Origin of the sequence: Vibrio sp. S234-5, assembly GCF_000960595.1 — a bacterium.
Taxonomy (GTDB): domain Bacteria; phylum Pseudomonadota; class Gammaproteobacteria; order Enterobacterales; family Vibrionaceae; genus Vibrio.
This window is the reverse complement of sequence record NZ_JZAM01000360.1, coordinates 193141-218964: the sequence shown is the minus strand read 5'-3', so window position 1 is coordinate 218964 and position 25824 is coordinate 193141. Positions and strand designations below refer to the sequence as shown.

At 48.5% G+C, this 25824-nt stretch carries 26 protein-coding genes and 1 pseudogene; 17 read left to right on the top strand and 10 right to left on the bottom strand.

The window, feature by feature from the left end:
* Nucleotides 1-5 precede the first annotated feature (5 nt).
* From hisD to hisIE, 7 genes are read left to right on the top strand one after another with little or no spacing between them, the layout of a single operon-like run.
* Complete coding sequence (hisD, locus tag UF06_RS20070) at nucleotides 6-1301, top strand: histidinol dehydrogenase (RefSeq protein ID WP_045571993.1); 1296 nt, start codon at nucleotides 6-8, stop codon at nucleotides 1299-1301.
* Between the two features lie 10 nt (nucleotides 1302-1311).
* Entirely contained in the window at nucleotides 1312-2352 is a 1041-nt protein-coding gene (gene hisC / locus UF06_RS20065) for a histidinol-phosphate transaminase (protein ID WP_045571992.1), read from the top strand.
* A gap of 58 nt (nucleotides 2353-2410) precedes the next feature.
* The gene (hisB, locus tag UF06_RS20060) at nucleotides 2411-3484 is read left to right on the top strand and encodes a bifunctional histidinol-phosphatase/imidazoleglycerol-phosphate dehydratase HisB (protein ID WP_045571991.1); all 1074 of its coding nucleotides are present in this window, start codon (nucleotides 2411-2413) and stop codon (nucleotides 3482-3484) included.
* A 13-nt stretch (nucleotides 3485-3497) separates the two neighbouring features.
* Nucleotides 3498-4112 (top strand): imidazole glycerol phosphate synthase subunit HisH, encoded by a 615-nt coding sequence (gene hisH, locus UF06_RS20055; protein ID WP_045571990.1) that lies wholly within the window; start codon nucleotides 3498-3500, stop codon nucleotides 4110-4112.
* Nucleotides 4113-4124: 12 nt separating this feature from the next.
* The gene (hisA, locus tag UF06_RS20050) at nucleotides 4125-4862 is read left to right on the top strand and encodes a 1-(5-phosphoribosyl)-5-[(5-phosphoribosylamino)methylideneamino]imidazole-4-carboxamide isomerase (RefSeq protein WP_045571989.1); all 738 of its coding nucleotides are present in this window, start codon (nucleotides 4125-4127) and stop codon (nucleotides 4860-4862) included.
* Nucleotides 4844-5617, top strand: a complete 774-nt coding sequence (hisF, locus tag UF06_RS20045; RefSeq protein ID WP_039429666.1) for an imidazole glycerol phosphate synthase subunit HisF — start codon at nucleotides 4844-4846, stop codon at nucleotides 5615-5617. Before hisA ends, hisF begins: the two co-directional genes overlap by 19 nt.
* Nucleotides 5614-6249, top strand: a complete 636-nt coding sequence (gene hisIE, locus UF06_RS20040; RefSeq protein WP_039432431.1) for a bifunctional phosphoribosyl-AMP cyclohydrolase/phosphoribosyl-ATP diphosphatase HisIE — start codon at nucleotides 5614-5616, stop codon at nucleotides 6247-6249. Before hisF ends, hisIE begins: the two co-directional genes overlap by 4 nt.
* A 218-nt stretch (nucleotides 6250-6467) precedes the next feature.
* Here hisIE and UF06_RS20035 read toward each other — a convergent pair whose 3' ends face one another.
* The 4 genes from UF06_RS20035 to UF06_RS20020 form a co-directional block, all read right to left on the bottom strand.
* A complete protein-coding gene (locus UF06_RS20035) occupies nucleotides 6468-6968 on the bottom strand; it encodes a YchJ family protein (RefSeq protein ID WP_045571988.1) in 501 nt (166 codons plus the stop codon).
* 65 nt (nucleotides 6969-7033) lie between these two features.
* On the bottom strand, nucleotides 7034-8248 hold the full coding sequence (locus UF06_RS20030; protein ID WP_045571987.1) for an EAL domain-containing protein: 1215 nt from the start codon (nucleotides 8246-8248) through the stop codon (nucleotides 7034-7036).
* Between the two features lie 122 nt (nucleotides 8249-8370).
* Complete coding sequence (gene lpxH, locus UF06_RS20025) at nucleotides 8371-9099, bottom strand: UDP-2,3-diacylglucosamine diphosphatase (protein WP_045571986.1); 729 nt, start codon at nucleotides 9097-9099, stop codon at nucleotides 8371-8373.
* Nucleotides 9100-9159: 60 nt separating this feature from the next.
* Complete coding sequence (locus UF06_RS20020; protein WP_045571985.1) at nucleotides 9160-9654, bottom strand: peptidylprolyl isomerase; 495 nt, start codon at nucleotides 9652-9654, stop codon at nucleotides 9160-9162.
* Between the two features lie 200 nt (nucleotides 9655-9854).
* On the opposite strand from UF06_RS20020, the gene cysS reads away from it, so the two are divergent.
* Nucleotides 9855-11237 carry a cysteine--tRNA ligase gene (cysS, locus tag UF06_RS20015; RefSeq protein WP_045571984.1) on the top strand — a complete coding sequence of 461 codons (1383 nt, stop codon included), beginning with the start codon at nucleotides 9855-9857 and terminating at the stop codon, nucleotides 11235-11237.
* Between the two features lie 76 nt (nucleotides 11238-11313).
* Nucleotides 11314-11892 carry a thymidine kinase gene (locus UF06_RS20010; RefSeq protein ID WP_045571983.1) on the top strand — a complete coding sequence of 193 codons (579 nt, stop codon included), beginning with the start codon at nucleotides 11314-11316 and terminating at the stop codon, nucleotides 11890-11892.
* Between the two features lie 55 nt (nucleotides 11893-11947).
* Here UF06_RS20010 and UF06_RS20005 read toward each other — a convergent pair whose 3' ends face one another.
* Nucleotides 11948-12802 carry an NAD-dependent epimerase/dehydratase family protein gene (locus UF06_RS20005; RefSeq protein WP_045571982.1) on the bottom strand — a complete coding sequence of 285 codons (855 nt, stop codon included), beginning with the start codon at nucleotides 12800-12802 and terminating at the stop codon, nucleotides 11948-11950.
* Nucleotides 12803-13100: 298 nt separating this feature from the next.
* Between UF06_RS20005 and UF06_RS20000 the strand changes: the two genes are divergently transcribed.
* A complete protein-coding gene (locus tag UF06_RS20000) occupies nucleotides 13101-13847 on the top strand; it encodes a transporter substrate-binding domain-containing protein (protein ID WP_045571981.1) in 747 nt (248 codons plus the stop codon).
* On the opposite strand, the gene UF06_RS19995 is transcribed toward UF06_RS20000, so the two are convergent.
* The gene (locus UF06_RS19995; RefSeq protein ID WP_039439378.1) at nucleotides 13837-14070 is read right to left on the bottom strand and encodes a TIGR02647 family protein; all 234 of its coding nucleotides are present in this window, start codon (nucleotides 14068-14070) and stop codon (nucleotides 13837-13839) included. The two genes, UF06_RS20000 and UF06_RS19995, sit on opposite strands and share 11 nt — an antisense overlap.
* Before the next feature lie 345 nt (nucleotides 14071-14415).
* Between UF06_RS19995 and UF06_RS19990 the strand changes: the two genes are divergently transcribed.
* Nucleotides 14416-15780 (top strand): hypothetical protein, encoded by a 1365-nt coding sequence (locus UF06_RS19990; RefSeq protein ID WP_045571980.1) that lies wholly within the window; start codon nucleotides 14416-14418, stop codon nucleotides 15778-15780.
* Nucleotides 15781-16016: 236 nt separating this feature from the next.
* A complete protein-coding gene (focA, locus tag UF06_RS19985) occupies nucleotides 16017-16859 on the top strand; it encodes a formate transporter FocA (protein ID WP_045571979.1) in 843 nt (280 codons plus the stop codon).
* Between the two features lie 43 nt (nucleotides 16860-16902).
* Here focA and UF06_RS28220 read toward each other — a convergent pair whose 3' ends face one another.
* Nucleotides 16903-17031 (bottom strand): hypothetical protein, encoded by a 129-nt coding sequence (locus tag UF06_RS28220; protein WP_264299506.1) that lies wholly within the window; start codon nucleotides 17029-17031, stop codon nucleotides 16903-16905.
* Nucleotides 17032-17806: 775 nt separating this feature from the next.
* On the opposite strand from UF06_RS28220, the gene torE reads away from it, so the two are divergent.
* From torE to torA, 3 genes are read left to right on the top strand one after another with little or no spacing between them, the layout of a single operon-like run.
* A complete protein-coding gene (torE, locus tag UF06_RS19980) occupies nucleotides 17807-17983 on the top strand; it encodes a trimethylamine N-oxide reductase system protein TorE (RefSeq protein ID WP_039431579.1) in 177 nt (58 codons plus the stop codon).
* A 48-nt stretch (nucleotides 17984-18031) separates the two neighbouring features.
* Nucleotides 18032-19216, top strand: coding sequence for a pentaheme c-type cytochrome TorC (torC, locus tag UF06_RS19975; protein WP_045571978.1), 1185 nt, complete (start codon nucleotides 18032-18034; stop codon nucleotides 19214-19216).
* Nucleotides 19217-19240: 24 nt separating this feature from the next.
* On the top strand, nucleotides 19241-21703 hold the full coding sequence (torA, locus tag UF06_RS19970) for a trimethylamine-N-oxide reductase TorA (RefSeq protein WP_045571977.1): 2463 nt from the start codon (nucleotides 19241-19243) through the stop codon (nucleotides 21701-21703).
* A gap of 97 nt (nucleotides 21704-21800) precedes the next feature.
* Here torA and UF06_RS28060 read toward each other — a convergent pair.
* Nucleotides 21801-22056 (bottom strand): annotated as a pseudogene (locus tag UF06_RS28060) (IS4 family transposase); the annotation flags it as partial.
* Between the two features lie 14 nt (nucleotides 22057-22070).
* The gene (locus UF06_RS19965) at nucleotides 22071-23282 is read right to left on the bottom strand and encodes a putative manganese transporter (RefSeq protein WP_139046421.1); all 1212 of its coding nucleotides are present in this window, start codon (nucleotides 23280-23282) and stop codon (nucleotides 22071-22073) included.
* Nucleotides 23283-23492: 210 nt separating this feature from the next.
* On the opposite strand from UF06_RS19965, the gene UF06_RS19960 reads away from it, so the two are divergent.
* Together UF06_RS19960 and UF06_RS19955 are read left to right on the top strand one after the other, a co-directional pair.
* On the top strand, nucleotides 23493-24398 hold the full coding sequence (locus tag UF06_RS19960) for a manganese-dependent inorganic pyrophosphatase (protein WP_045571976.1): 906 nt from the start codon (nucleotides 23493-23495) through the stop codon (nucleotides 24396-24398).
* A 142-nt stretch (nucleotides 24399-24540) separates the two neighbouring features.
* Complete coding sequence (locus UF06_RS19955) at nucleotides 24541-24930, top strand: DUF2750 domain-containing protein (protein ID WP_039429631.1); 390 nt, start codon at nucleotides 24541-24543, stop codon at nucleotides 24928-24930.
* Nucleotides 24931-25012: 82 nt separating this feature from the next.
* Here the strand turns inward: UF06_RS19955 and UF06_RS19950 are convergent, their stop codons facing one another.
* Nucleotides 25013-25801 (bottom strand): DUF2927 domain-containing protein, encoded by a 789-nt coding sequence (locus tag UF06_RS19950; RefSeq protein WP_139046420.1) that lies wholly within the window; start codon nucleotides 25799-25801, stop codon nucleotides 25013-25015.
* Nucleotides 25802-25824: the final 23 nt, after the last annotated feature.

The following is a 25824-nucleotide window of genomic DNA, read 5'->3' as shown; positions in this document are numbered from 1 at the left end:
GCAGCATGAGAACGGTTGTATGGCAGTCACTCAGTGAAGCGCAGCAAGATTCACTGCTCGAAAGACCAGCAATGGCGGAAGGCGCGAACATCACCGCTGCGGTAACCGCTGTGATTGAGAAAGTACGTCAAGACGGTGATGCGGCCCTGTTTGAGCTGACCGAAAAATTTGACCGAGTCAAACCTGAATCGCTTCGTGTCAGCACCGCAGACATTAATGCGGCAGCAGAGCGCCTTTCGGAAAAGATGAAGCAAGCGCTGCAGCAAGCGTATGACAATATTTATAAGTTCCACAAAGCACAGAAACCCACGCCGATTAAAGTAGAAACTCAGCCTGGCGTGGTGTGCGAGCAAGTGACTCGTCCTATCCAAAAAGTGGGCTTGTATATTCCTGGCGGCAGCGCACCACTGCCTTCCACGGTTTTGATGCTGGGTGTGCCGGCACAAATAGCCGGCTGTCGTAAAGTGGTGCTCTGTTCTCCGCCGCCAATTGCGGACGAGATTCTCTATGTTGCCAAATTGTGTAATATCGACGAGGTGTATAACCTAGGTGGCGGACAAGCGATAGCCGCGATGGCTTACGGAACGGAAACGGTTAGCAAAGTCGATAAAATATTTGGTCCCGGCAATGCTTATGTCACTGAAGCGAAACGTCAGGTCAGCAAAGATTTTCGCGGTGCAGCGATTGATATGCCAGCAGGCCCATCAGAAGTGTTGGTGATCGCAGACGATACCGCGGATGCGGAGTTTATTGCTGCTGACCTGCTTAGCCAAGCAGAGCATGGCCCTGACTCTCAAGTGGTTCTTGTTACCCCTTCTGTGGTGATCGCCGATAAAGTGACCGATGCGGTTCAGCGTCAGCTCAAACAGCTCAGCCGAGCCGAGATCGCGCAAAAAGCGTTGGCATCGAGCCTCATCATCATTGCCGATTCGCTCACTCAAGCGGTCTCTATCTCCAACTACTACGGGCCAGAACACTTGATTGTGCAGACCAAAGCGCCGCGTGAGCTGCTGCCGCTACTTGATAATGCGGGTTCCATCTTCCTTGGCGATTGGTCGCCAGAATCGGCTGGGGATTATGCCTCTGGCACGAACCATGTGCTGCCAACCTATGGTTACACTCGAACCTACTCAAGCTTAGGGTTGGCCGATTTCTCTAAGCGCATGACGGTTCAGGAGCTCTCTGCGGAGGGGCTGAAAAACTTAGCGCCAACCGTCGTCACTATGGCCGAAGCCGAAGGGTTGGATGCGCACAAACGTGCCGTGACCATTCGTGTTGAAAAATTACAGTCGCGTCGATAAGGAAGAAAAAATGGAAAAATTAGCGCGTAAAAGTGTGCAACAACTGACCCCTTATCTCTCAGCGCGTCGCATCGGTGGCTGCGGTGATGTGTGGCTTAACGCCAATGAATCGCCATTTGACAATGAATATCGTACCGATTTTACCCGCTTGAATCGTTATAGTGAGTGCCAGCCGAAAGGTCTGATTGCCGCCTATGCGGCGTATGCCGGAATAGCGCCTGAGCAAACCTTGACCTCTCGCGGTGCTGATGAGGGCATCGAGTTGTTGATCCGGGCGTTCTGCGAGCCGGGACAAGATGCGATTCTCTATTGTCCGCCGACTTACGGCATGTACTCGGTCAGCGCGGAAACGATTGGTGTAGAGCGTAAAACGGTGCCGCTGACGGCGGATTGGCAACTCAATCTCAACGAGATTGAAGCTAATTTGGATAAGGTCAAACTGGTGTTTGTCTGTAGCCCAAATAATCCGACTGGCAATCTGGTCAAACGCGAAGACATTATTACCCTGCTTGAGATGACCAAAGATCGTGCGATTGTGGTGATGGACGAAGCCTACATCGATTTTTGTCCTGAAGCTTCGACAGTGAATTTGATGAGTGAATATTCGAACTTAGCCATTTTGCGTACCCTTTCCAAAGCCTTTGCCTTGGCAGGATTGCGCTGTGGGTTTACGTTGGCCAACGAAGAGCTAATCAACGTATTGCTCAAAGTGATTGCTCCCTATCCGGTGCCCGTGCCAGTGGCGGAAATTGCCATGCAGGCGCTATCTGAGGCTGGCTTAGCGCGTGCGAAATACCAAGTCCTCGATTTGAACGCCAACCGTGCCTACTTACAAGTTGGTCTTTCTATGATCCCAGGATTGCAAGTCTTTGAAGGCTGGGGTAACTACTTGTTAGTCAAATTCCCTGATGGTGATGCGCTATTTAAAGCTGCGTGGGAGACTGGAATTATCCTGCGCAATTCACCGATTGAGGATTGTGTGCGGATCAGTGTTGGTAATCGTGAAGAGTGTGAGAAAACACTCGGTTTTATTCGCAATTACTACTCGTAAAGCAGAATGCATCGCCCTGAGCCAGCATGGACTTAGGGTCAAAAATAAGGAAGTGAGCGTGAGCAAGCAACAAAAAATTCTTTTCATCGACCGAGACGGCACCTTGATTGTCGAGCCACCGGTGGATTTTCAGGTAGACCGTCTAGATAAGCTGAAACTGGAGCCATTTGTTATTCCAAGTCTGTTATCGCTGCAAACGGCAGGCTACCGCTTGGTGATGGTGACCAACCAAGATGGTTTGGGGACCGACAGCTATCCGCAGGAAGATTTCGACGCACCACACAATATGATGATGGAGATTTTCGAATCTCAAGGCGTAAAGTTCGATGATGTATTGATCTGCCCCCATTTTGAGCGTGAGAACTGTTCGTGTCGCAAACCTAAGCTTGGCTTAGTCAAAGAGTACTTACAGGCCGGGAAAGTGGATTTCCAGAATTCTTACGTGATTGGCGATCGTCAAACGGATCTCCAACTTGCAGAAAATATGGCTATTCGCGGTATTCAATACCACCCAGAAAATATGGGCTGGAAACAGATCCTGAAAGATCTCACCTTGAAAGCGCGCGTTGCTGAGGTAGTTCGCACCACAAAAGAAACCGACATCAAAGTGGCGGTTAATCTTGATGAGCAAGGCGGTAATGAGATCTCTACTGGTCTTGGTTTCTTCGATCATATGCTCGATCAAATCGCCACACACGGCGGATTTAAAATGGTGTGTCAAGTGCAAGGCGATCTGCATATCGATGATCATCACACCATCGAAGATACCGCACTGGCGCTTGGTCAGGCATTGAAAGAAGCGCTGGGTGATAAGCGTGGTGTTGGCCGTTTTGGTTTCAGCTTGCCAATGGACGAATGTTTGGCGCAGTGCGCTTTGGATCTCTCTGGTCGACCATACCTGAAATTTGACGCGAAATTTGGCCGCGAGCAGGTCGGTGATCTCTCCACCGAGATGGTGGTGCATTTCTTCCGTTCGCTCACTGATACCTTAGCTTGCACACTGCATCTTTCTTCCTCGGGTGACAACGATCACCACATCATAGAAAGCTTATTTAAAGCGTTTGGTCGCACTTTGCGCCAAGCGATTAAAGTGGAAGGAACCGAGTTGCCAAGCAGCAAAGGCGTGCTTTAAAGGAGAGAAAACCGTGACACAACAGAAAGTGGTTATTATTGATACAGGCTGTGCTAACGTCTCTTCGGTAAAATTTGCCATTGAACGTCTCGGCTACGATGTGGTGATTTCCAGAGAGCCGCAAGTGGTTCTCTCTGCCGACAAGCTGTTCCTTCCGGGCGTAGGCACCGCGAGTGAAGCGATGAAAAACCTCGCAGAGCGCGATCTGATTGATCTTGTTAAGAAGGTAGAAAAACCGCTGCTCGGTATCTGCTTGGGCATGCAACTCTTGGGTAAGGTTTCTCAAGAAAAAGGCCAAAAAGCGGACGAACTGGTTGAGTGCCTTGGCCTTTGTGATGGCGAAGTGAAGCTGCTTGAAACGGGCAATTTGCCGCTACCACATATGGGATGGAATACCGTGTCGGCGAAAAATGGGCATCCTCTGTTTAAAGGCATCGAGGAAGGGGAGTATTTTTACTTTGTCCACAGCTTTGCGATGCCAGTCGGTAGCTACACCATTGCCGAATGTGAGTACGGTAACCCGTTCACCGCCGCAGTGCAAAGTGGTAACTACTACGGCGTGCAGTTCCACCCAGAGCGTTCTTCAAAAGCGGGCGCGAAGCTGATACAAAACTTCTTAGAATTATAAAAGGGATTGAGTGTGATTATTCCAGCTCTTGATTTAATTGAAGGACAGGTCGTTCGCCTCTATCAGGGTGATTACGGCCAAGTGACAGAATACAAAGTCGACCCTGCAGAGCAGTTTAACTTGTACCACCAAGCGGGTGCCAACTGGCTGCATTTGGTGGATTTAACGGGCGCGAAAGACACCTCGGCGCGCCAACTTGATTTGATTGCCAAACTGCTTGCTAGCACGCCAGCGCATATTCAAATCGGCGGTGGTGTGCGCACAGAACAAGACGTGGTGGATCTGCTTGAAGCAGGAGCGCAGCGTGTCGTGGTGGGTTCTACGGCAGTAAAACGGCCTGAATTAGTAAAAGGTTGGATGGAAAAATACGGCGCGGAGAAAATTGTGCTGGCGCTAGACATCAATATCGACCAAGACGGCACGCGCAAAGTGGCGATTTCCGGTTGGCAGGAAGATTCAGGCGTCACCATCGAAGCGCTGATTGATGACTACCTGACGGTGGGTCTACAACACGTACTGTGTACCGATATTTCCCGCGATGGCACCTTGGCGGGCTCCAATGTTGAACTGTATGTGGATTTGTGCAAACAGTACCCACAAGTGCAGTTTCAATCGTCTGGCGGCATCGGTTCACTGGCGGATATTGAAGCACTGAAAGGCAGCGGTGTGGCGGGAGTGATTGTTGGTCGAGCGCTACTCGATGGCAAGTTCAGCGCAGAGGAGGCATTTGCATGTTGGCAAAGCGCATAATTCCGTGTTTAGACGTCCGTGATGGGCAAGTGGTGAAAGGCGTTCAGTTCCGTAACCATGAAATCATTGGTGACATCGTTCCTCTGGCAAAACGTTACGCAGAAGAGGGCGCTGATGAGCTGGTGTTCTACGATATTACAGCCTCCAGCGATGGTCGCGTGGTCGACAAAAGCTGGGTTGCTCGCGTTGCCGAAGTGATCGACATTCCTTTCTGCGTCGCTGGTGGGATTAAATCAGCCGAAGACGCAGCACGCATTCTTGAATTTGGCGCTGACAAAGTGTCGATCAACTCGCCCGCTTTGGCCAATCCGCAATTGATTACCGACCTTGCCGATAAATTTGGCGTTCAGTGCATTGTGGTTGGCATCGACTCTTATTTCGACAAAGAAACTGGCCAATATCAGGTTTATCAGTTCACTGGTGATGAAGCGCGCACTAAAGCGACTCAGTGGCAAACCCGAGACTGGGTACAAGAAGTGCAAAAGCGCGGCGCTGGTGAAATTGTGTTGAATATGATGAACCAAGACGGCGTGCGTAACGGCTACGATATTGAGCAACTCAACATGGTGCGTGAAGTATGTAAGGTGCCGTTGATTGCCTCTGGTGGTGCAGGTGCAATGGAGCACTTCGCGCAAGCGTACCAAAAAGCCAATGTGGACGGCGCGCTGGCGGCATCGGTATTTCACAAACAGATCATTAATATCGGTGAGCTGAAACAGTATTTAAAACAACAGGGTATTGAGGTACGAGTATGAGTTTTAGTACAGCAGACGTGAACGCCCTGCAGGGACGGATTGATTGGCAGAAAGTCGACGGTTTGGTGCCAGCCATCGTACAAGATTTTCAATCGAGCCAAGTGCTGATGATGGGTTACATGAATCAAGAAGCATTGGCAAAAACGGGTGAAACAGGGCAAGTGACGTTTTTCTCTCGCACTAAAGAGCGCCTTTGGACCAAAGGGGAAACCTCAGGTAACGTTTTGCAGTTGGTGAACATCGCGTTGGATTGTGACAGTGATACCTTGCTGGTCAAAGTGAACCCGATTGGGCCGACGTGTCACACTGGCACGACAACGTGTTGGGATGGCGATGCGCAAGCGGAGTCACAAATGGTGTGGCTTCATCAACTTGAGCAGCTACTGGCTGCCCGCAAGAGTGCCGATCCTGACTCTTCCTATACCGCCAGTTTATACGCTCGCGGTACCAAACGTATTTCGCAGAAAGTGGGCGAAGAGGGCGTTGAAGTCGCGCTTGCGGCGACGTCGGGCGATAAGGCGGAGTTAGTGTGTGAATCCGCCGACTTGATTTATCACCTGTTGGTGCTTTTGCAAGATCAAGGCCTGTCGCTGAGTGATGTGATCAACAAGCTCAAAGAGCGCCACAAGTAAGGGAGAGACGAGGTCCTAGTCCATAGGTCCTCGGATCCTAGATAGAGTGCGCAGGGGCTCTTGCGCACTTCATTGAAGTTAGTGATTGCTGTCGGATATCAAATACTTAGTGTGCTGAATACGGGAACGCCTCATTTCAACAACCTAGCGAGAGTTGGTACACTCGGGCTTTAGAACCTAGAACCTAGAACCTAGAACCTAGAACCTAGAACCTACTCTCACCCACAACACTTCTTAAACTTTTTGCCACTGCCACAAATACAGGGATCATTGCGCCCGACTTTCAAGCTGCTAATGGATTGACTAAGACGCGGATCTGGCTCGGCTTCTTCGTCTGGAAACGTGCCATCAATGTAGTACCAAAGCCCCTCTTCTTTAACGAAACGTGAGCGTTCGCTTAAGCAATATTGCTTGCCGTCTTCCTTAAAGTAAGCTTTGAACTCGACAAAACCTTCGTTCTTGTTGCTTCCCGCTTCTGCTTTGACCACTTCAAGCTTGCACCAATCATTCTCAATGGATTCAGCGATGCCTTCGCGCTGTTCTTCGGCATGACAGCTTGGGTGGTAGGTCTTCACAACGTAATCGACCAAACCCAACACATGAGCAGTGTAGCGCGAGCGCATCAACTGTTCCGGCGTTGTCGCATTACTATGATTACGGTGCGCTTTTTCACAGCAGTGTTGATAGGTGAGTTGAGAACCACAAGGGCATAAAGACATAACGGTATCCAGCTAAAATAGAAACACAAAGCCCTCGCTAGGAGGGCTGGTGGCAGTATACTCGATTACGATGTTTGCGAAAGCAGTTCTTGTGTCCAACTGGTCGCTTGGCTGTAAGCTTTGCACAACTGATTTTCACTGATATCGAGCTGTTGTTGATATCTGCTGGCCAACTCCCAATCCGCTTGTTCGTAAGCGATGATCATCGAGAGTAGATAGCCAAGCAATCCTTCTCGTTCGATAAGGGCAGTTTTGACTTCTTCATCGACCGGAATGTCGTTAAGGATGTCGTTGAGCGGTTGGTCAAGCAGGGAGTCTAAAAGTGAAAATAGACCAGTCAGAAATGCCTGACCAGGATCGTACTGCGCTTTGGTGTACCCAAGTAATAGTTCGCAAGCTCGAGCGCGTTGCACAGCGAGCGCGTAGAGCGAATCCGGCTTATCCTCTTGTACCGATGCCACCGCAACCAAAGAGATAAAACGTCGTAATCTATCTTCCCCAAGGTAAATCAGCGCTTGACGAAACGACTTAATTTTCGCCGCCAAGGTATAACCTGAGTTGACATAAGTCATCAGCTTGTAAGAGAGCGTCACATCAATGGAAAATAGCCGTTCTACTTCATTAAAATCAATCGGCTCGTCGGCGATCTCTTTACAGAGTTGCACTACGGTGAGAAATGAAGGGTTGAGCTTCTTTTTCTGAATCATTTCTGGCTTACTAAAAAAGTAGCCTTGAAAATAATGAAAGCCTGCCTCGATCGCTTGTTCATACTCTTGATAGGTTTCGACTTTCTCTGCCAAGAATTCAATATTAAGGCGGGCGAGTGAGCCAATATAGACTGCCGCTTTATCAATCGGGACGATACGGATATCAAATTTAATAATGTGGATAAAAGGCAGAAAGCGTTTCCAAGCACGGTTCGGCACAAAGTCATCCAAAGCGATGCGATAGCCTGCACGGTGCAGCGTTTTAACCGCCTCAAGCAGTTCATCCGTCGGTGGGCAATCTTCTAAAATCTCTACCACTAAGCTTTCTTTGGGGAATAGGGTAGGGACGAGATTGAGCAGGCTTTGATAGGGAAAATTAACAAAACCTAGTTTGTCGCCCAACGTGCTGTAATGGGTAGACAAAAAATGGTCGGACAGCAGACGGCTGGTTGCTAACTCCGGCTCAACTTCAGGAAAGGTATTTTTCGGTCCATCCCTGAATAGGAGCTCATAGCCAATCGTCTTTTTATTCCGGTTTAGAATGGGCTGTCGTGCAACGTATGAATACTTCAAGTGGTTTACTTAATCTGATCAACGCATGTGAGTTTGTCTTGATGATAGCGACTTTTAACAAAAGATCTATGCTCAATACGACAGTTTGCTAACCCGGTCATCTCTTTACTTTTGGTTCCCTCTTAAGCGTTGAATGGTCGAGTTTGCAGCTCACACTGTTCTGCTGTGACACGTAAAACCGAGCCTTGTTGATACCAGTCGCCAAGCACAATACGTGTCATCTGACCTTGCGCATTTTCGAAGTGATGGACGTTAGGTCTGTGGGTATGGCCATGAATCATCAGTGTCACCTGATATTGCGCCATCACCTTTTCGACTTCTCCCTGATTGACGTCCATAATCTCAAGTGACTTATGGCTCTTGTCGTCGCGAACACCGGACTGGACGTTGGCAACAATACGCTTTTTGATCATCCAAGGAATGCGTTTAAACAGCCATTGCAACCAAGGCTGATGCACGGTATGGCGAAACTTTTGATAGCTGACATCATCGGTGCAAAGAGTATCGCCGTGTAAAATTACCGCCTTTCGCCCATATAGCTCTATGGTAGTGACGTCTGCCAGCAGCGTTATGCCCGTTTGTTTGCAAAAGCGCTTACCCAACAGAAAGTCACGGTTCCCTTGCACGAAATAAACCGCAACGCCGCTGTCGGTTAACCTTTTGAACTCCATGCGAATTTGATTGGCAAACGGCGTTTGGTCATCATCGCCAATCCAAAATTCAAACAGATCGCCCAAGACATAAAGGGCATCCGCGTGAGGCGCTTCATCACGCATAAAACGGACAAAACACTCGGTAATGTCGCTGCGTGCGGGGCTAAGGTGCAGGTCTGAAATAAATAGTGTCGTCATAGAAATAAGGGGAGGCATTGCCTCCCCATCAACTCTTCGTGTTGAAAATACCGCGAGCGATTACGCGTGGATAGTGGTGCTTGTGATCATCACTTCTTCAAGTGGTACATCTTGATGCATGCCACGAGAACCAGTACTCACACCTTTGATCTTGTTTACCACATCCATGCCTTCAACCACTTCACCAAATACACAATAGCCCCAACCATCTAGGCTTTCACTGCGGAAATCCAGGAAGGTATTGTTGTTTACGTTGATGAAGAACTGTGAGCTGGCTGAATGCGGTTCCATGGTACGTGCCATCGCGATAGTACCGATTTTGTTGCTCAAACCGTTGTTCGCTTCATTTTTGATCGGTGAACGGGTTTGTTTTTCACGAAGACCCGATTCCATGCCGCCGCCTTGGATCATAAAACCATCGATAACACGGTGGAACAGAGTGTTGTCGTAGAAACCGTCACGGCAGTACTGTAGGAAGTTCGCACTGGTTTCCGGTGCTTTTTCTTCGTTCAATTGAATCTTAATGTCACCAAAATTTGTGTGCAGGGTGATCATGCGCTGTTCCTTTACTGTTTTTGTCAAAATGAGAATTCTAGCCTAAGTTCAGTCGCATGCAAACGCAGTGCGAACAATTCGAGGTTTTGTGTCTGAAGTTTAGCCGTTTATCGTTTTATCGGTTAATTGCTATTACCTATTAGAGATTGAGTTGATATACTCGCCCTCCTGTAATTCATTCACAAGCTTAGATAGAGATCATGTTGAAGATATATAACACATTCACCAGACAGAAAGAGGAATTCAAACCAATTACGGCCGGTAAAGTTGGCATGTATGTCTGTGGGGTGACCATCTATGATCTTTGTCACATCGGGCATGGACGCACGTTTGTGTCGTTTGATGTGGTTTCTCGTTACCTGCGCTACTTAGGCTATGACCTGACATTTGTGCGTAACATCACTGATATCGACGACAAGATTATCAAACGTGCAGCCGAAAACGGTGAATCGTGCGATTCGCTGACAGAGCGTCTTATTGGCGAAATGCACGCCGATTTCGACGCCTTGAACATGAAGCGTCCGGATGTTGAGCCTCGTGCCACTCAATACATCCAAGAGATTATTGAGCTGGTCGAGAAGCTGATTGAGCGCGGTTTTGCCTATGTGGCCGACAACGGCGACGTGATGTTTGAAGTCAATAAGTTCGACGAATACGGCAAGCTGTCGAAGCAAGATCTGGATCAACTGCAAGCGGGTGCGCGCGTTGATGTGGAAACGGCCAAACGTTGCCCACTGGATTTCGTCCTTTGGAAAATGTCTAAACCGGGTGAACCAACGTGGGAATCGCCATGGGGGCTGGGTCGTCCGGGTTGGCACATTGAATGTTCTGCGATGAACTCGTCGATTCTTGGCAACCACTTTGATATTCACGGCGGCGGCTCGGACTTGCAGTTCCCGCACCACGAAAACGAAATCGCGCAATCTTGCTGCGCGCATGAGACTAAGTACGTTAACACTTGGATGCACAGCGGCATGGTGATGGTCGACAAAGAGAAAATGTCAAAATCACTCGGTAACTTCTTCACTATTCGTGACGTGCTGTCTCACTACGATGCAGAAACGGTACGCTACTTCTTAATGTCAGGTCATTACCGCAGCCAACTTAACTACAGCGAAGAGAACTTAAACCAAGCACGTGCATCGCTTGAGCGCTTGTACACTGCCCTTCGTGGTTTGGATCTCAGCGCCGCGCCAGCCGGTGGTGAAGAGTATGTAACGCGCTTTACTACCGCAATGAACGACGATTTTAATACCCCAGAGGCGTATTCAGTGCTGTTTGATATGGCTCGCGAAGTTAACCGCTTAAAAAACGAAAGCCTCGAGAAAGCGAGCGCGCTAGGTGCGCTGATGCGTGAACTGGCGGATGTGATTGGTATTTTGCATCAAGATCCAGAAGCGTTTCTCAAAGGCGATGCGGGTAACGACGACGAAGTGGCCGAAATTGAAGCACTGATCAAGCTGCGTAATGACTCTCGCGCGGCGAAAGATTGGGCCAACGCTGATTTAGCTCGCGACAGACTCAACGAGATGGGCATCGTACTGGAAGATGGTCCAGAAGGGACGAGCTGGCGTCGCAAATAATTATATCTTTTTAAAAAGGGCTGATTATTCAGCCCTTTTCTTTGAATCTTTCACTTTTCATTTTAGGTAGCAATCTGTGGCTCAGATGTATTTTTACTACTCAGCAATGAATGCGGGTAAATCAACAACGCTTCTTCAATCGGCATTTAACTACCAAGAGCGGGGCATGACGCCGGTTATTTTTACCGCCGCCTTGGACGATCGTTATGGTGTCGGCAAGGTGAGCTCTCGCATCGGTTTGCAAGCAGAAGCGCATTTGTTCACTGGCGAAAGCGATCTTTATCATGAGATTGCCAGATTAAACCAAGCGGAAAAACGGCACTGTGTGCTGGTGGATGAGAGCCAGTTTTTGTCGAAAGAGCAGGTCTATCAATTGACCGAAGTGGTCGACAAGCTCGACATCCCTGTACTGTGTTATGGCCTGCGCACGGATTTTCTCGGCGAACTGTTTGAAGGCAGCAAGTATCTGCTCTCTTGGGCTGATAAGTTAATTGAGCTGAAAACCATCTGTCACTGTGGCCGTAAAGCCAACATGGTCATTCGCACCGATGAACATGGTAATGCCATTGCAGAAGGGGATCAGGTGGCTATTGGTGGCAATGACCGCTATGTGTCGGTTTGTCGTCAGCACTACAAAGAGGCGCTTGGGAAGTAACATATTTTAGGGCTACCTTGAGTTTTTTATGGCAGCCCATTTTCTCACCTTTTTACTATCCCTTTGTTGACTCGTTGGTTAGTGACAAGGCATCCAGAGTGGATTGATAGTGAAACTTAAACCCCAGTGAGAGCAGCTTTTCGGCGCGGATCTCTTTATCTGCCACATCGACTATCTCAGGTAATGCTTCGGGCATCCCTGCCGCTTCTAAAGCGCTTTGATAAAACGTCGCCTTATCGACGGTGCGCGGCGTTGTCACGTTGAGGATCTGATCATCAGCATGAGTGACGGCAAAAACCGCAGCGTTTACGGCATCGTACTGATGTAGCATATTGGCAGGCGCAAGACGACTCACCTGCTTTAAGTGAGCGACAAATCGAGCCGGATGACGTTGTGGCCCTATCAAACCGCTCAAGCGTAAGATGGTGAAAGGGTGGCCAGATTGAACGAGTGCGTTTTCCGCTTGCAGCATGATACGTGCTTTGTCGCTAAACTGGCTATTGTTTTGCGCTATCGCCAAACTGGCGGCATCTTCGACCATTTTCTCTGCACGATTTGGGTAAACCGTGGTTGAGCTTATCATGATCACCTTAGTTGCAGGTGAGCTGCTTAGCGCATCGACAACCAGTTGCCAGTGCTGGGCATACTCATCGCCTTGGCCTTTACGAAAGCCGGGAGGAAAACAGCCAATGACTACGTCAAATTTTTTTGTATTGAGATGGTGGCTGAGCTGTTGGCGCGCATCGGGATGATTGAGATCCAGCGGCCATTTTCTGTTGGCGGCGAAATCGAGGCTTTCGAGCGCCTCTTGTGAGCGACGGGTAATAAACACCGTATGGCCAAGTGTTGTGAGTGTTTGTGCTAGAGGAAAACCGAGCCAACCCGCACCAATGATAAGAATGTTTTTCATCGCTAAACCTGAAATCAATTATTCAAAAGAGTACTCATTGCAATATAAAACGCATCTAACCAGTGTTTTGTTAAAAATACCAGCCGAATTACGCTAACGCTTGCAAGCGAGCTCAAATAGTGGGTCTGCCTAGAAATTAAGTGAGTTACGCGGTTGTAGGCAATAAAGTGAAAAGAAACATCTGGCTCACTCTCATCCGACGAAGTGCAGCGGTGTAAGTCGCGAGTTAAAGTCGCATCTTAAACCATCTGGCATTATCTTTACTAAGTACTCCATCATTAATGAGAGAGCAGCCGTGATGAAGTGGTTGGTGGTTTTAGTACTTTGTTACAGTGTGGTGTGCCGAGCTGAAATGCCCAAGGTACACCTCACCTCATTGGAATGGCCGCCATATTCTGGAGCCAACTTACCCGAAAATGGTTACTCGGTAGCGATTGCTCGCGAAGCATTTTTAGCGATGGGATATGCACTGGAAGTGGAGTTTCACCCTTGGCCAAGAGCAATCGCCAAAGTAGCGAAAAGTGAGCAATTCGTCGGCTACTTTCCTGAATATGAGTTTGCCACCCAAGAGTATGTGTTTTCGACTTCTCTTGGTAGCGGCCCGCTCGGGTTTGTGGAAAATATCAATAAGCCTATAGGTTGGAAGAGCTTGCGAGACATCATACCTTTTCGGGTCGGCGTCGTGCAGGACTATATCAATACACCGGAATTGGATGCGATGATCGCTGCGCAGCAACTCTACGTTGAGCAAAGCGCCAGCGATTTATTGAACATTTATCTGGTTGCCAAGGGGCGGCTGGATATTGCGGTGATTGATGCCAATGTTTTAGCTTACTTGGTGGAAGCGGATCCTAAAGCGGACTTTCTCCGTCAGCGAGTGAAAATGAATGAGAAGTTGTTGGTCGAAAAACAGCTTCATATTGCCTTTAAAAACACGCCACTGGGAATTCAGTGGCGTGATACTTTTAATCAAGGGTTGGCTCAAGTTGATAGGCTGGCCGTTATTGAGCGCGTAAAGCGTTTATCCAATACGACTAAGAACTGAGTACTCTGAGCGTACGCTCCGCATGCTCTGCGACTTCAATTCCTTCGTCGGTTAAATAGCCGCCATCAATTTGCGTGCATAAACCTTTGTCAAATAGACGTTTTACCGCTTCTTGCGTCGATTGAGAGGCTTCTTTGTGAACTTTAATACCTGTGGCTGCGCTACTTAAATCGAACTGAAGCAATAGGTTCAGTTCTGCGATGTGCTCTTCGGTAAATTTCATGGACATACTCCGATTATCATTTTCGTTTCAACTTAGTACGCCTTCGCGCTCCTGACAATGAATAAGGTCAAGAAATGTTAAATGTCTGAAAGGTTGTGCTTCATTTTGTGCACTGAAAAAGCTTTTGTACAAGAAACGCTGTTTTATTATTCGCCTAGTCAATGCTACGTATTATTTACACATTAGTTGTATTATATTTAGCGAAGTTTGTGAAAATTAGCGGCTTGTTGGTGGCTATTTAATTAAGCACATTTTTGTCTCTGGTTGTCGACCTCAGTTTTGCGGTAACTCTTTTTCATCAGAAGGCAAAAAAGCAGTCGATAAGTCGTAGAAAAGGAAAAAACAATGAAAAAGATGAAGTTAGCATTGGCGGTCTCAATGCTGTTGACGATTGTTGGCTGTCAATCCACTCCAGAAGAGAACGCAACGGCGAGTGAAACCAATCAAGCAAGCCAAGATACCAGTGCGCCATTCAAGGGTGTGCAAAAGTCTCACAAGTACTGGGTTGAGACTCTGGAAGATGTGAACTCTCTCAACGTCTATGCGCCAGAAAACTATCGTGAGCTGCTTAATGCTTGGAAAGAAGCTGGCAAAATCTATGCAGAAATAGAGAAAGAGCCGTCACTTGCGGGTAAAAGTTACTCACTCTTTTCAAGCGACACTTATGCGCAAGCGTACGATGAACAAATTAAACTGGTTGAGCAGAACTATCGCGCTCTAGAAACCTTAAAACAAAAAGCAGACGTTATTCTGGCCGATTCGATTGCTCAGATGGAATATCTCGATGAGATCGACGCGGTGAGCTACTACAAAGCGGATTACGATCGCTTGGCCGTTCAGTACAAGAAACTGTTTACATATGTGGTTGTCGATGAGCTTGAAGAGGCCCAAGCGAAGCAGGTCGAGTTCCTCAACAACGCTAAACAACTTGAAATCAAAGTTGTTAAGAAAATCTACATTCTTCCGCTACAGCAAGAACTGAAAACGTTGAAGAAAGAGGATTTTAACGAAGTTGCGCCAGTGAGTTTTGCGACAGCGGAAAACGTGGTGAATATCGCCGCCAATATCGCGCAAACCAACCCACGTGACAAAACTGCGATCGAGCAAGCCGTATTCAATGCGAAGTTTGAAATCGAGCACGTTAAGCAAGTGACTCACCAAGTGAAGTTATTGGCATCAGTGGAAGATGAGAAATTTGAAAACTCGGTTTTAGAGATCGAGAACAAACTGCTGGCTATTTCAAAAGCTGTTGATGGCTCTGACTACCGCAACGTTATGCTGCGCGAACAGACAGAGAAAATCTTAGCGAGTGTGGAAAAGATGCACGCAGCAGATAAAACCTCTGACTTGGCGGATGAAGTGACCGCGCTAAAACGCAAAGTGTCTGAACTGAATGCGAAAAACAGCGAGCAACAAAAAGCGGCAGAGAAAGCCAGCAAGCGCGAAGCTTCTCTGCAAGCGCAAATTGATCGTGAAGCATCGCACATCAAGAGCCTTGAAGAGCTGATTGCGAATCTGAAACAGCAGTTGGCGCTGAGCCAAACTATTCCAGCGAAAAACGCCGCCGATACGCCTGTACAAGCAGAAACTACCGAAGTTGCAGAAGGTGTTGATGCAGCGGTAGCAGAAGCACCTGTGGCGGAAACGCCTGTAGTGGAAACGGAAGCGGCAGTAGCAGACGAAGTGGTAGAAACCACAGTCGCTGAGTAGTATTCAACCCCTTATCCATCGCCCTGATATTGGTTTCATTATCAGGGCGTTTTTGTCTTTAGAATTCCTGAAGCTTGTTTTTTAACAACAAAAGGGATCTACATAGTGTGATCGGATATAGTTTTTGTCGTCACGAAAGCAACAAATTTTGTAAACATTCCAAATGCCCCTTGAAAAAGTCCGGAAAAGGAGAGATTATCCGCGCCATTCGGAATTGTTTCTAATTGTAACTACCAATGAACTTCAATCAGTTTGACTCGCTACTGCCACCCCAGGCTGCTGAAAGAGCGGCAGAGATCGGTGAAGGCAAAGCAACTAAAGACCCCGTAAAATCGTTCTTACTCGCTATTTCTGCGGGTATTCATATCGGCATTGCTTTTGTCTTCTACACCACAGTTACCACAGGTGCTGGCGATCTTCCTTGGGGGATGACGCGTTTAGTCGGGGGCTTGGCTTTTAGTTTAGGCCTGATTTTGGTTGTGGTGACGGGCGGGGAGCTCTTTACCAGCTCAGTACTCACATTGGTTGCGCGTGCAAGCGGAAAAATCTCATGGCGGGTGCTGTTTAAAAACTGGATGGTCGTGTACGTCGGCAACTTGGTCGGTGCCATTTTGTTGGTTGCCTGTATGTTGATCACTAAGCAGTACATGTTTGACCACGGACAAGTCGGGCTAAACGCCATGGCTGTTTCCCAACACAAACTGCATCACGGTTTCTTTCAGGCCGTCGCGCTTGGCATCATGTGTAACGTGCTTGTTTGTATCGCCGTTTGGATGACCTTTAGTGGTCGTACGCTAACCGATAAAATCACGGTGATGATTTTACCTGTGGCGATGTTTGTCTCAGCGGGTTTTGAGCACTGCATTGCCAACATGTTCCAGGTACCGATGGCGGTTGGCATCAAGCTGTTTGCGCCAGCGGAATTCTGGCAAATCACCGGCGCGAATATCGCTGACTATGCTGATTTGACCATGAGCAATTTCTTAATCAATAACTTACTGCCAGTGACGTTGGGGAACATCATCGGTGGCGGTGTGTTTGTCGGTATGTGGTATTGGTTAATCTACCTAAGAGACTGATGAACAATAGGGCAGACGCGAGTCTGCCCTTCTTTTATGCATGTCATGCCTGAAATTCAATCCACTCTTTGAGTTCGACCAACTCTTCGGGTTCATGTTTGAGCCAGTCTAAAACCCCTTCCTCTAACTCATTTTCGTGTCGGTGCAAACTTGCCAAGCCTTGAGTTTCCATTGTCAACTGTCCTTATTGAAACCATTGGTGAGACTATAGTGATTGGATATTGCAAAAGTGTGATGTCAAATTCGGTAACTGGCCGCTATCGTCAGCTTAATAGCGGGTAAGAGAATTAGGTTATCCACATTTTCTGTGGATAACTTATCGCAAAGCGCGTGTGTATCTTTTTATTCGCTAACTTATCTAAAAATAACAAGTTAATCGTTCGTTATCTGGGCGTTTTACTTGCGATTTTATGTTGGAAAAATGGCTATAAAGGCATCATTTCTGTGATTTGGTAGAAAATATGGTGGCTAAAGTAATTAATCGTCAATGAAGTGGCTTACCAGCAGAAATGGAACAAGCGTGTGTGGTTTAAAATAAGTCGGTTTCGACGTATATTTCGCGGCGAAAGTGCTTTTTTAGCGGCATGAGAATTTAGTATCTGCACTACAAATTTTTTACATTTTCGCGTTGTTCAACGACAATTTCCCCTCCTTTTTCCTGTTTGTTCTCTCCCACTTTGTGCTTAATTGTTTCTGCTATGTTTTTGTTTTAACAAATTTGCAAACTGCACAATTTTTCATATTCATTCACAAATTTACACATGAAATATCAATCAGATACATCTCTGGATGAGCTCAAAAAAGTGTTAAATAACCGCTGCTGCAAGCAGAGATTTAATTGAACCCTACAAATGGTATGGTCTAACATTTTGCTAAAGATGACATTAGATACCTCGTTGCATTCGATTGAGGTAAGCAAAACAAACCAATACAAAGTAGGCAAATGTATGAGTGATGTTAACAAAATTGAGAGTGGTGAAAAGCGCTCTTTAGAGTGGCAATCCTTTCTCTTCATTACGGTCGTTCTCTTTCCTGCGTTAAGTATCGCTTTTGTCGGCGGGTATGGATTTATTGTCTGGATGCTACAAGTGTTCTTTTTCGGTCCTCCTGGCGGTCACGGCTAATCCTTGAGCTCAGTCCACATCTACGACACGTTTTTTAGAGAACAAACCATGAAATCAATCATCATTAAAATTTGGCGCACTATGTCGCGCCCGGCGATGCATATCAGCTTGGGCGTGTTGACCATGGGCGGCTTTATCGCTGGGGTAATCTTCTGGGGCGGTTTCAATACGGCTCTGGAAGCAACCAACACAGAAGAGTTCTGCATCAGCTGCCACACAATGCGCGACAACGTTTATCAAGAACTGCAAGAGACGGTGCACTGGAAAAATCACTCAGGCGTTCGTGCCACTTGCCCAGACTGCCATGTTCCGCACAACTGGACTGATAAAATTGCACGCAAAATGCAAGCGTCTAAAGAGGTGTTTGCACAGGTTTTTGGTAATTACGATGAACCCGGTGTGTTTGAAGCGCGCCGTATCGAACTGGCTAAGCATGAGTGGGAGCGCTTCTCTGCCAACAAATCGCTTGAGTGTAAAAACTGCCACGATTATGACTCCATGGACTTCTCGCTGATGTCGCCAACTGCGCGCATTCAAATGAAGCAAGCGGCAGAGAAAGATCAGAGCTGCGTGGATTGCCACAAGGGCATCGCGCACAAGCTGCCAGCGGGTATGGATAGCATTGGCGGAATCGTTGGCGACTTAGAACAGATGGCCTCCAATACAGATTACTCGGTCGGAAAATCGCTGGTGAGCGTGCGCCATCTGCCAATCTATTTTGACGCGCAAGGCACCAACGAAGCGGGTCTGCTTAACCCGGCATCTACGGTTAAAGTTTTGCAAGCGAAAGGCGAATACGTTGAGGTTGAGATCGACGGCTGGCGTAAAGCTAAAGGGTTTGGCCGTGTTATCCAAGAGGATTTCGGCAAAAACATCGCAGTGGCCTCGCTATTAAAAGAAGCCGCGCTGGATGACAAAGTGGTGACCACGGGCGAAGAAAAAGTCGATGAGCTCACGGGTCTGCCATGGGAAAAAGTGGCGGCGAAAGTGTGGCTCAAAAAAGAGTCAATGCTCAATGACATCAACCCTGTGTGGGAAAAATCGAGCGAAGCGTACAAAACTAACTGCTCGGTCTGTCATACCCAGCCGGATGAAGCGCATTTTGATGCCAACACTTGGCCTGGCATGTTCGATGGGATGTTGGCGTTCGTCAACCTCGATACCGACAGCGAAGCGTTGATCCTCAAATATCTACAGAAGCACTCTTCAGATTATGCTGAAGGTCATCACTAATAAGCCTTGGATGGAGTAATTTACATGGCGATTACGCGAAGAAGTTTCCTCAAAGGGGTTGCAACGACAAGCGCAGCCTCAGTTATTGGTCCTAGCTTATTGGCATCGGCTTCGGCACACGCGGTAGAAACCACTGGAACTTGGAAGGTGTCTGGCTCTCACTGGGGCGCATTTCGCGCCCACATCTATGCGGGTAAAGTGCAAGAGATCAAACCGCTTGAGCTGGACAAAAATCCGACTGAAATGCTCAATGGCATTAAAGGCATCATCTACAGTCCATCGCGCGTTCGCTATCCGATGGTGCGCTTAGACTGGCTGAAAAAACATAAGTACAGCGCGGATACACGCGGTAACAACCGTTTTGTGCGTGTGACTTGGGATGAAGCGTTAGATCTTTTCTATCGCGAGCTTGAGCGGGTGCAAAAAGAGTACGGTCCTTGGGCGCTACACGCTGGGCAAACAGGCTGGAACCAAACGGGCTCATTCAACAACTGTACGGCGCACATGCAGCGAGCTGTTGGCATGCACGGTAACTACATTACTAAAGTGGGCGACTACTCGACTGGCGCGGGTCAAACGATTTTGCCGTATGTACTCGGTTCCACCGAAGTGTACGCGCAAGGCACCTCTTGGTCTGAGATTCTAGAAAATGCCGACAACATCATTCTGTGGGCGAATGATCCGGTGAAAAACCTGCAAGTGGGTTGGAACTGTGAAACTCATGAGTCGTTCGCCTACCTTGAGCAGCTAAGAGACAAAGTGGCTAAAGGTGAGATCAAGGTGATCTCGGTCGATCCGGTGAAGAACAAGACGCATCGTTATCTGCAAAACGAACATTTGTACGTGAACCCGATGACCGACGTCCCATTCATGTTGGCGATTGCGCACGTGTTGTACAACGAGAATCTGTATGACAAGAAATTCATCGAAACCTACTGTCTCGGTTTTGCCGAGTTTATCGATTACGTTCAAGGCAACACCAAAGACAAAGTGGCGAAAACGCCAGAATGGGCAGAAGCGATCTGTGGCGTGCAAGCCGACAAAATCCGCGAGTTCGCGCGCACGTTGGTTGGCGGGCGTACGCAGATCCTGATGGGCTGGTGTATCCAGCGCCAGGAGCATGGTGAGCAGCCTTACTGGGCGGCGGCGGTTCTGGCGGCGATGATTGGCCAAATTGGTCTGCCGGGCGGGGGCATCTCTTACGGTCACCACTATTCAAGCATCGGTGTACCCTCGACGGGTTTTGCTGGCCCCGGCGGTTTCCCGCGAAACCTCGATACTGGCATGAAGCCAAAATGGGACAACAATGACTTCAATGGTTACAGCCGTACTATTCCTGTAGCGCGTTGGATTGACTGTCTGCTAGAGCCAGGTAAAGAGATCAACTACAACGGCGGTAAAGTGAAGTTGCCAGATTTCAAGATGATGGTGATTTCCGGCTGCAACCCATGGCACCACCACCAAGATCGCAACCGTATGAAGCAAGCGTTCCAGAAGCTACAAACCGTAGTGACGATTGATTTTGCTTGGACGGCAACGTGTCGCTTCTCCGACATCGTGTTGCCTGCGTGTACCCAGTGGGAGCGTAACGACATCGACGTATACGGCTCTTACTCAAGCCGCGGTTTGATTGCAATGCACCGTTTGGTGGATCCTCTGTTCCAATCTAAGCCCGATTTCCAAATCATGCAGGAGTTGACGGAACGTTTTGGTCGCAGTGAAGAATACTCACGCGGTATGAGTGAGATGGATTGGATTCGCAGCCTCTACAACGACTGTAAGAAAGCCAATCAAGGCAAGTTTGAGATGCCAGAATTCGATGAATTCTGGGAAAAAAGTGTGCTGGACTTTGGCCAAGGTCAACCTTGGGTCCGTCATGCCGACTTCCGTCAAGATCCGGAAATTAACCCGTTGGGCACACCGTCAGGCTTTATCGAAATCACATCGCGTAAGATTGGTCGTTACGGCTACCAACATTGCCAAGAGCACCCAATGTGGTTTGAAAAATCGGAGCGTTCACACGGTGGCCCGGGCTCAGACAAACATCCGTTCTGGTTGCAGTCGTGCCACCCAGACAAGCGTCTGCACTCGCAGATGTGTGAATCCGAGGCGTTTCGTGCCACGTATGCTGTGCAAGGTCGAGAGCCTGTCTACATCAACCCGTTGGATGCCAAAGCCAAAGGCATTAAGCAGGGTGATTTAGTGCGTGTGTTTAACGATCGCGGCCAACTGCTGGCTGGGGCCGTTTTGAGCGACAGTTATCCGCGTGGTGTGATTCGTATTGAAGAAGGGGCATGGTACGGTCCGCTGAGTGAAAAGTTGGGGGCGATGGATACCTATGGTGACCCAAATACGCTCACTCAAGACATTGGCTCGTCTGAGCTAGCTCAGGCGACCTCGGCCAACACCTGCATTGTCGATTTCGAGAAATTCACGGGTAAAGCCCCTCCGGTGACCTCATTTGGCGGGCCAATAGAAGTGGCTTAACCATCGATGTCTTATCTGCCAGCCTTCGGGCTGGTATTTTTTAAGCGGTTTCTCATGGTTGAAATATGCTCAGTCAGTACAAAGCGTGAAGGAACGCTCATAATCCAGCCAAGACGCAGCCGTTTTTGGAAGTCTTCTGAGCTATAATACTTGCGACAGACAATAGCTCTTGCCTTGTTATCTCGTCATCCGTTCGCCTCAAAACTTCCACACATAAACGAGCCATTGAGAGCGCATTTCTATCTCTTACTGTGTTGGCCTGAAAGTGTTTATCCCAGCCCTTCTGCTGGGCATGCACTCCTGCAATGTAGCATCAACACTATCAATAGCATGATATCAAAGCGCTCGGGGCTGCGGATAAAGTGGTTTACTCAAACAGAAACAGATAGCCATATCCGACCAAAAATGCGGGGATGGACGAGTAAATCGTCGCAATCAAGGCGGCTTTGGGTGCCATCGCAATCGCAGGGAAGAGCGCATCGCCGTCATTCGAGATGGCATTTGCCAACTGTGCAGACAGAGGAACTGCGTCAGAGAGGTACAAACTTGTGACCAAAATCTGCGGACCGCATCCGGGCAGCATACCAACCGCTAAGCCGACTAGCGGCATCCATAACCCCCAGCCTGCCAGTGATTCGGTGAGATTGATACCGGAGAAATGGTTGAACATCTCAAAGGCGAGAAAAGCCATGATCACCCAAGCGCTGACGAAATTGGTGTCTTGCGCCGCTTTTTGCATTGGGTGTGAGCCCGCCTTTTTGTCATCTTCTGCCACCGTCGACTGGTAATCCTGTAACTCTTTGGTGAGCGCCCAAAGCAACATACAAACTATGGCTAACAGAGCACCCAGCCATTCAATGCGCTCTTCACCAAGGCCCAACCACTGATTGATATCGACTTGAAATGAGCCAAGCAGGGCAACGACAGCACCAGGTACAATCATCCATTGCCAGAACGTGCCTTGCAGATTAATCGCGTGTTGCTGCACCTGGGTAAGATCGGCAGACGTTCTTTTGCACGACACATCACACACGGCCTTTTCAGGTTTGTTTGGACGCAGAAAATCATCGGCATGAAAGTAGTTCACCGTCAGGCCCGAAAGCGTACCCACTACCACACCGAGAGCGACCACACCCAGCCCAGTGATGGGCTCACTAGCCAGTAAAAGAAACGCCGCATCGCCCATAGTGGCGGTCAACACTGCAACAATAGCGCCAAAGCCAATTCGCCCGCTGACAAACTGAGTGGTGACGACAATCGCACCGCCACAGCCGGGTAGCGCGCCTAACAGGGCGGCAAACAATACCTGATAATTGCGAGAATAACGGTACAAACGGGTTAGGGCGTTATCTTTTTTCACCACAAGCGCCAAGTAATGATAAATCACTAAGGTGAGCGCGACATAACAAGAGACCGCCCAAAATGAGTCAGACAAGGCGGCAACGGTCAGGGCTTGCGTACTTGGCGTCACCAGTAAAGCGACCAGGAATACCGGTAACAACAGACGTTTGTACGCAAAGTGAAACTGCGAGAGATAAAATGGATTTGTCCATGATTGTACAGATTTCGTCATCTCCATAGGTACCTCACTACATACAAATAGGAATTATTCTCATTATATGCAAATGACAATTATTCTCAAATGATTTTCTGCCCTTTGCTTGAAACAGCGATTTTCTTGTTTTCGGCCAATGACATTCTAGAAAAATCAGGTAAAGTATGCGGCTTTGTGAGCATACCCGCTGAGCGGCAGCGTGGCGGGAATAACAATATTGAGATAGGAAAGACAATGATTCTAGTTGTAGGTCATAAAAACCCGGACAGTGACAGCATTTGTGGCGCTTTGGTGGCAACTGAGCTTTTGAAAGCTCGTGGCCTTGAAGCGAAAGCGATTCGTCAAGGCGAAATCAACCGCGAAACTCAACACATTCTTGAAACCGCTGGCGTTGATCAGCCAGAGCTGCGCACCAGTGTCGCAGGAGAGAAAGTGTGGCTGGTTGACTACACGGACTTGGCTCAAGCGCCAGATGACATCAACGAAGCAGAAATCTTGGGTATTGTTGACCACCACCGTTTGGGTGACGTGATGACTGTCAATCCACTCGAAGCATGGATCTGGCCTGTGGGCTGTACCTGCACCATTTTGTTCAACCTGTTCAAAATGGAAAATGCGCCAATTACACGTGAGCTGGCGACACTGATGATGTCTGCCATTCTTTCCGATACCGTTGGTTTCGCTTCTCCAACCTGCACGGAAAAAGACAAAGCGGCGGTGATGGAGCTGGCAGAGTTGGCGGGCGTGACGGATCTTGATAAGTTCATCAAAGATCTACTGATTGCTAAAACAGACATTGAAGGATTGTCTGCGGCTCAGTTGGTGGAAAAAGATCTTAAAGCTTACCCATTTAATGGCCGTGATGTGGTGGTTGGTCAGGTTGAACTGGCGACGCTTGAGCAGGTTGATGGCATGATTGATGCGCTTGAAGCGGATCTGCAACGTCGTTGTGACGAGCAAGCGCTGGCGTTTGCAGCCGTGATGCTCACCGACATCACAACCGCGCAGACACGTCTGATTTACAAAGGTGAATGGGCAGAGAAATTGGCAAAACACGAGAAAGACGGTTTGCTGATGATGGAAAACACCTTGAGCCGCAAAAAACAAGGCTGGCCTTGGCTGCAAGTTGAGCTGGTTTAACCTGCGGATGAGCGCCGGGTATTTCTACTCGCGCTGGTAGATCCTCGGGGAGTACCCCATAATGGAAACGCCCATTTGCGGCCGCAGGTGGGCGTTTTTACTGGTCAATTTTAGCCCATAACGGCACGAGCGGAGATTCGCCATGACGACCCCTTTATCCCAAGATCAAATCCGAACCATCAACAGCTACGACCAAGAGCAGCGCCTGCGTTACTGCATTAAAGAGATTGTTGCCCAGCGCCAAGTATGGATCCTCACCGACGAGCATGGCTGTGTGATGCTCAACAGTGACGAAGACGAGTGCGTGCCTGTCTGGCCAAACAAAGAATTTGCCGAAGAGTGGGCAACGGGCGATTGGCAAGAGTGTCAGGCGGAGTCCATTTCGCTCAATAAATGGCACAGTCGTTGGACGCAAGGTTTGGAAGAAGACCAACTGTCGGTCGCAGTGTTTCCTAGTATCAACGAAGAAGGGGTCATTCTGTTCCCTGACGAGTTCGATTTTGAGCTGAAAAAACAGGCCGCTCGCAAATAAGCTGGCTGACAGCAAAAGTGAACAGTATAAAAACGGCGCATGTGAGCGCCGTTTTTATTTCAAGCGATATTTTTTCGCCCAATCAGTAACCCACCAGCGCAAAAAGCTCAGCACTCTTGGCCGTTTTAACCGCGTTCTTTAACGTGCCGTCGTGCTCGAATTGGCGTAAAACTCGCTCAATGACGGGTTTGACTTCGTTTTCCGACATGCCCGCTTTAATCTCTGGATGATAGAGCAGGGCGAGTAAGACCACATCCAGCGGTGACAGCAGCTCTTCCGGCGAGTGGTCATTAAATATCGAAGGATAGGCTTCATCAGAATCATTCGGTAAGCCAAGTACTTGAGTGATCTCTTCCACCACACAGGCGACCAACTTGCCATATTCTCGCGCCTTGTCGACAGGGATCACCACTGCGCCAGAATAGATCGCGCCATTTTTTTGCTTGAATCCTGCTTTGCAAATGGCACTGGCGAGCTCTTCGTCAGACGCTTTGCCTATCCATTGACTCACCACTTGTTGATAGTTTGCTTCTTGAGTGAACACCCAGACCACGTTGGCTTGCTTTCGGTTATCGGTCGCCTTAATCGAGAGACCAGTGACACTTGTTAAGTGGGCGATATGCATCTGTAGCAACTGGTTGTGCAGCGCTTGGTCACCGACCTGATGTTCAACAAAAATAGAGATGGGCTCTTGCCACTTGCGAATGGGCTTTTCGCCCGGGCTGTATTCGTCACGTAACGCCACTTGAATAAAGGCATTTTCGACAAACGCGGGGTCAAGCCAAGTTTCGAACCGGGGTGCAGAGTGCAGGGCGGGAGAGAAAAGCAGCACAAGAAAACCTTTCCACAGCGACTTCATCTTGAGATTCATTCGTGACTCCAATGCGTGATCCT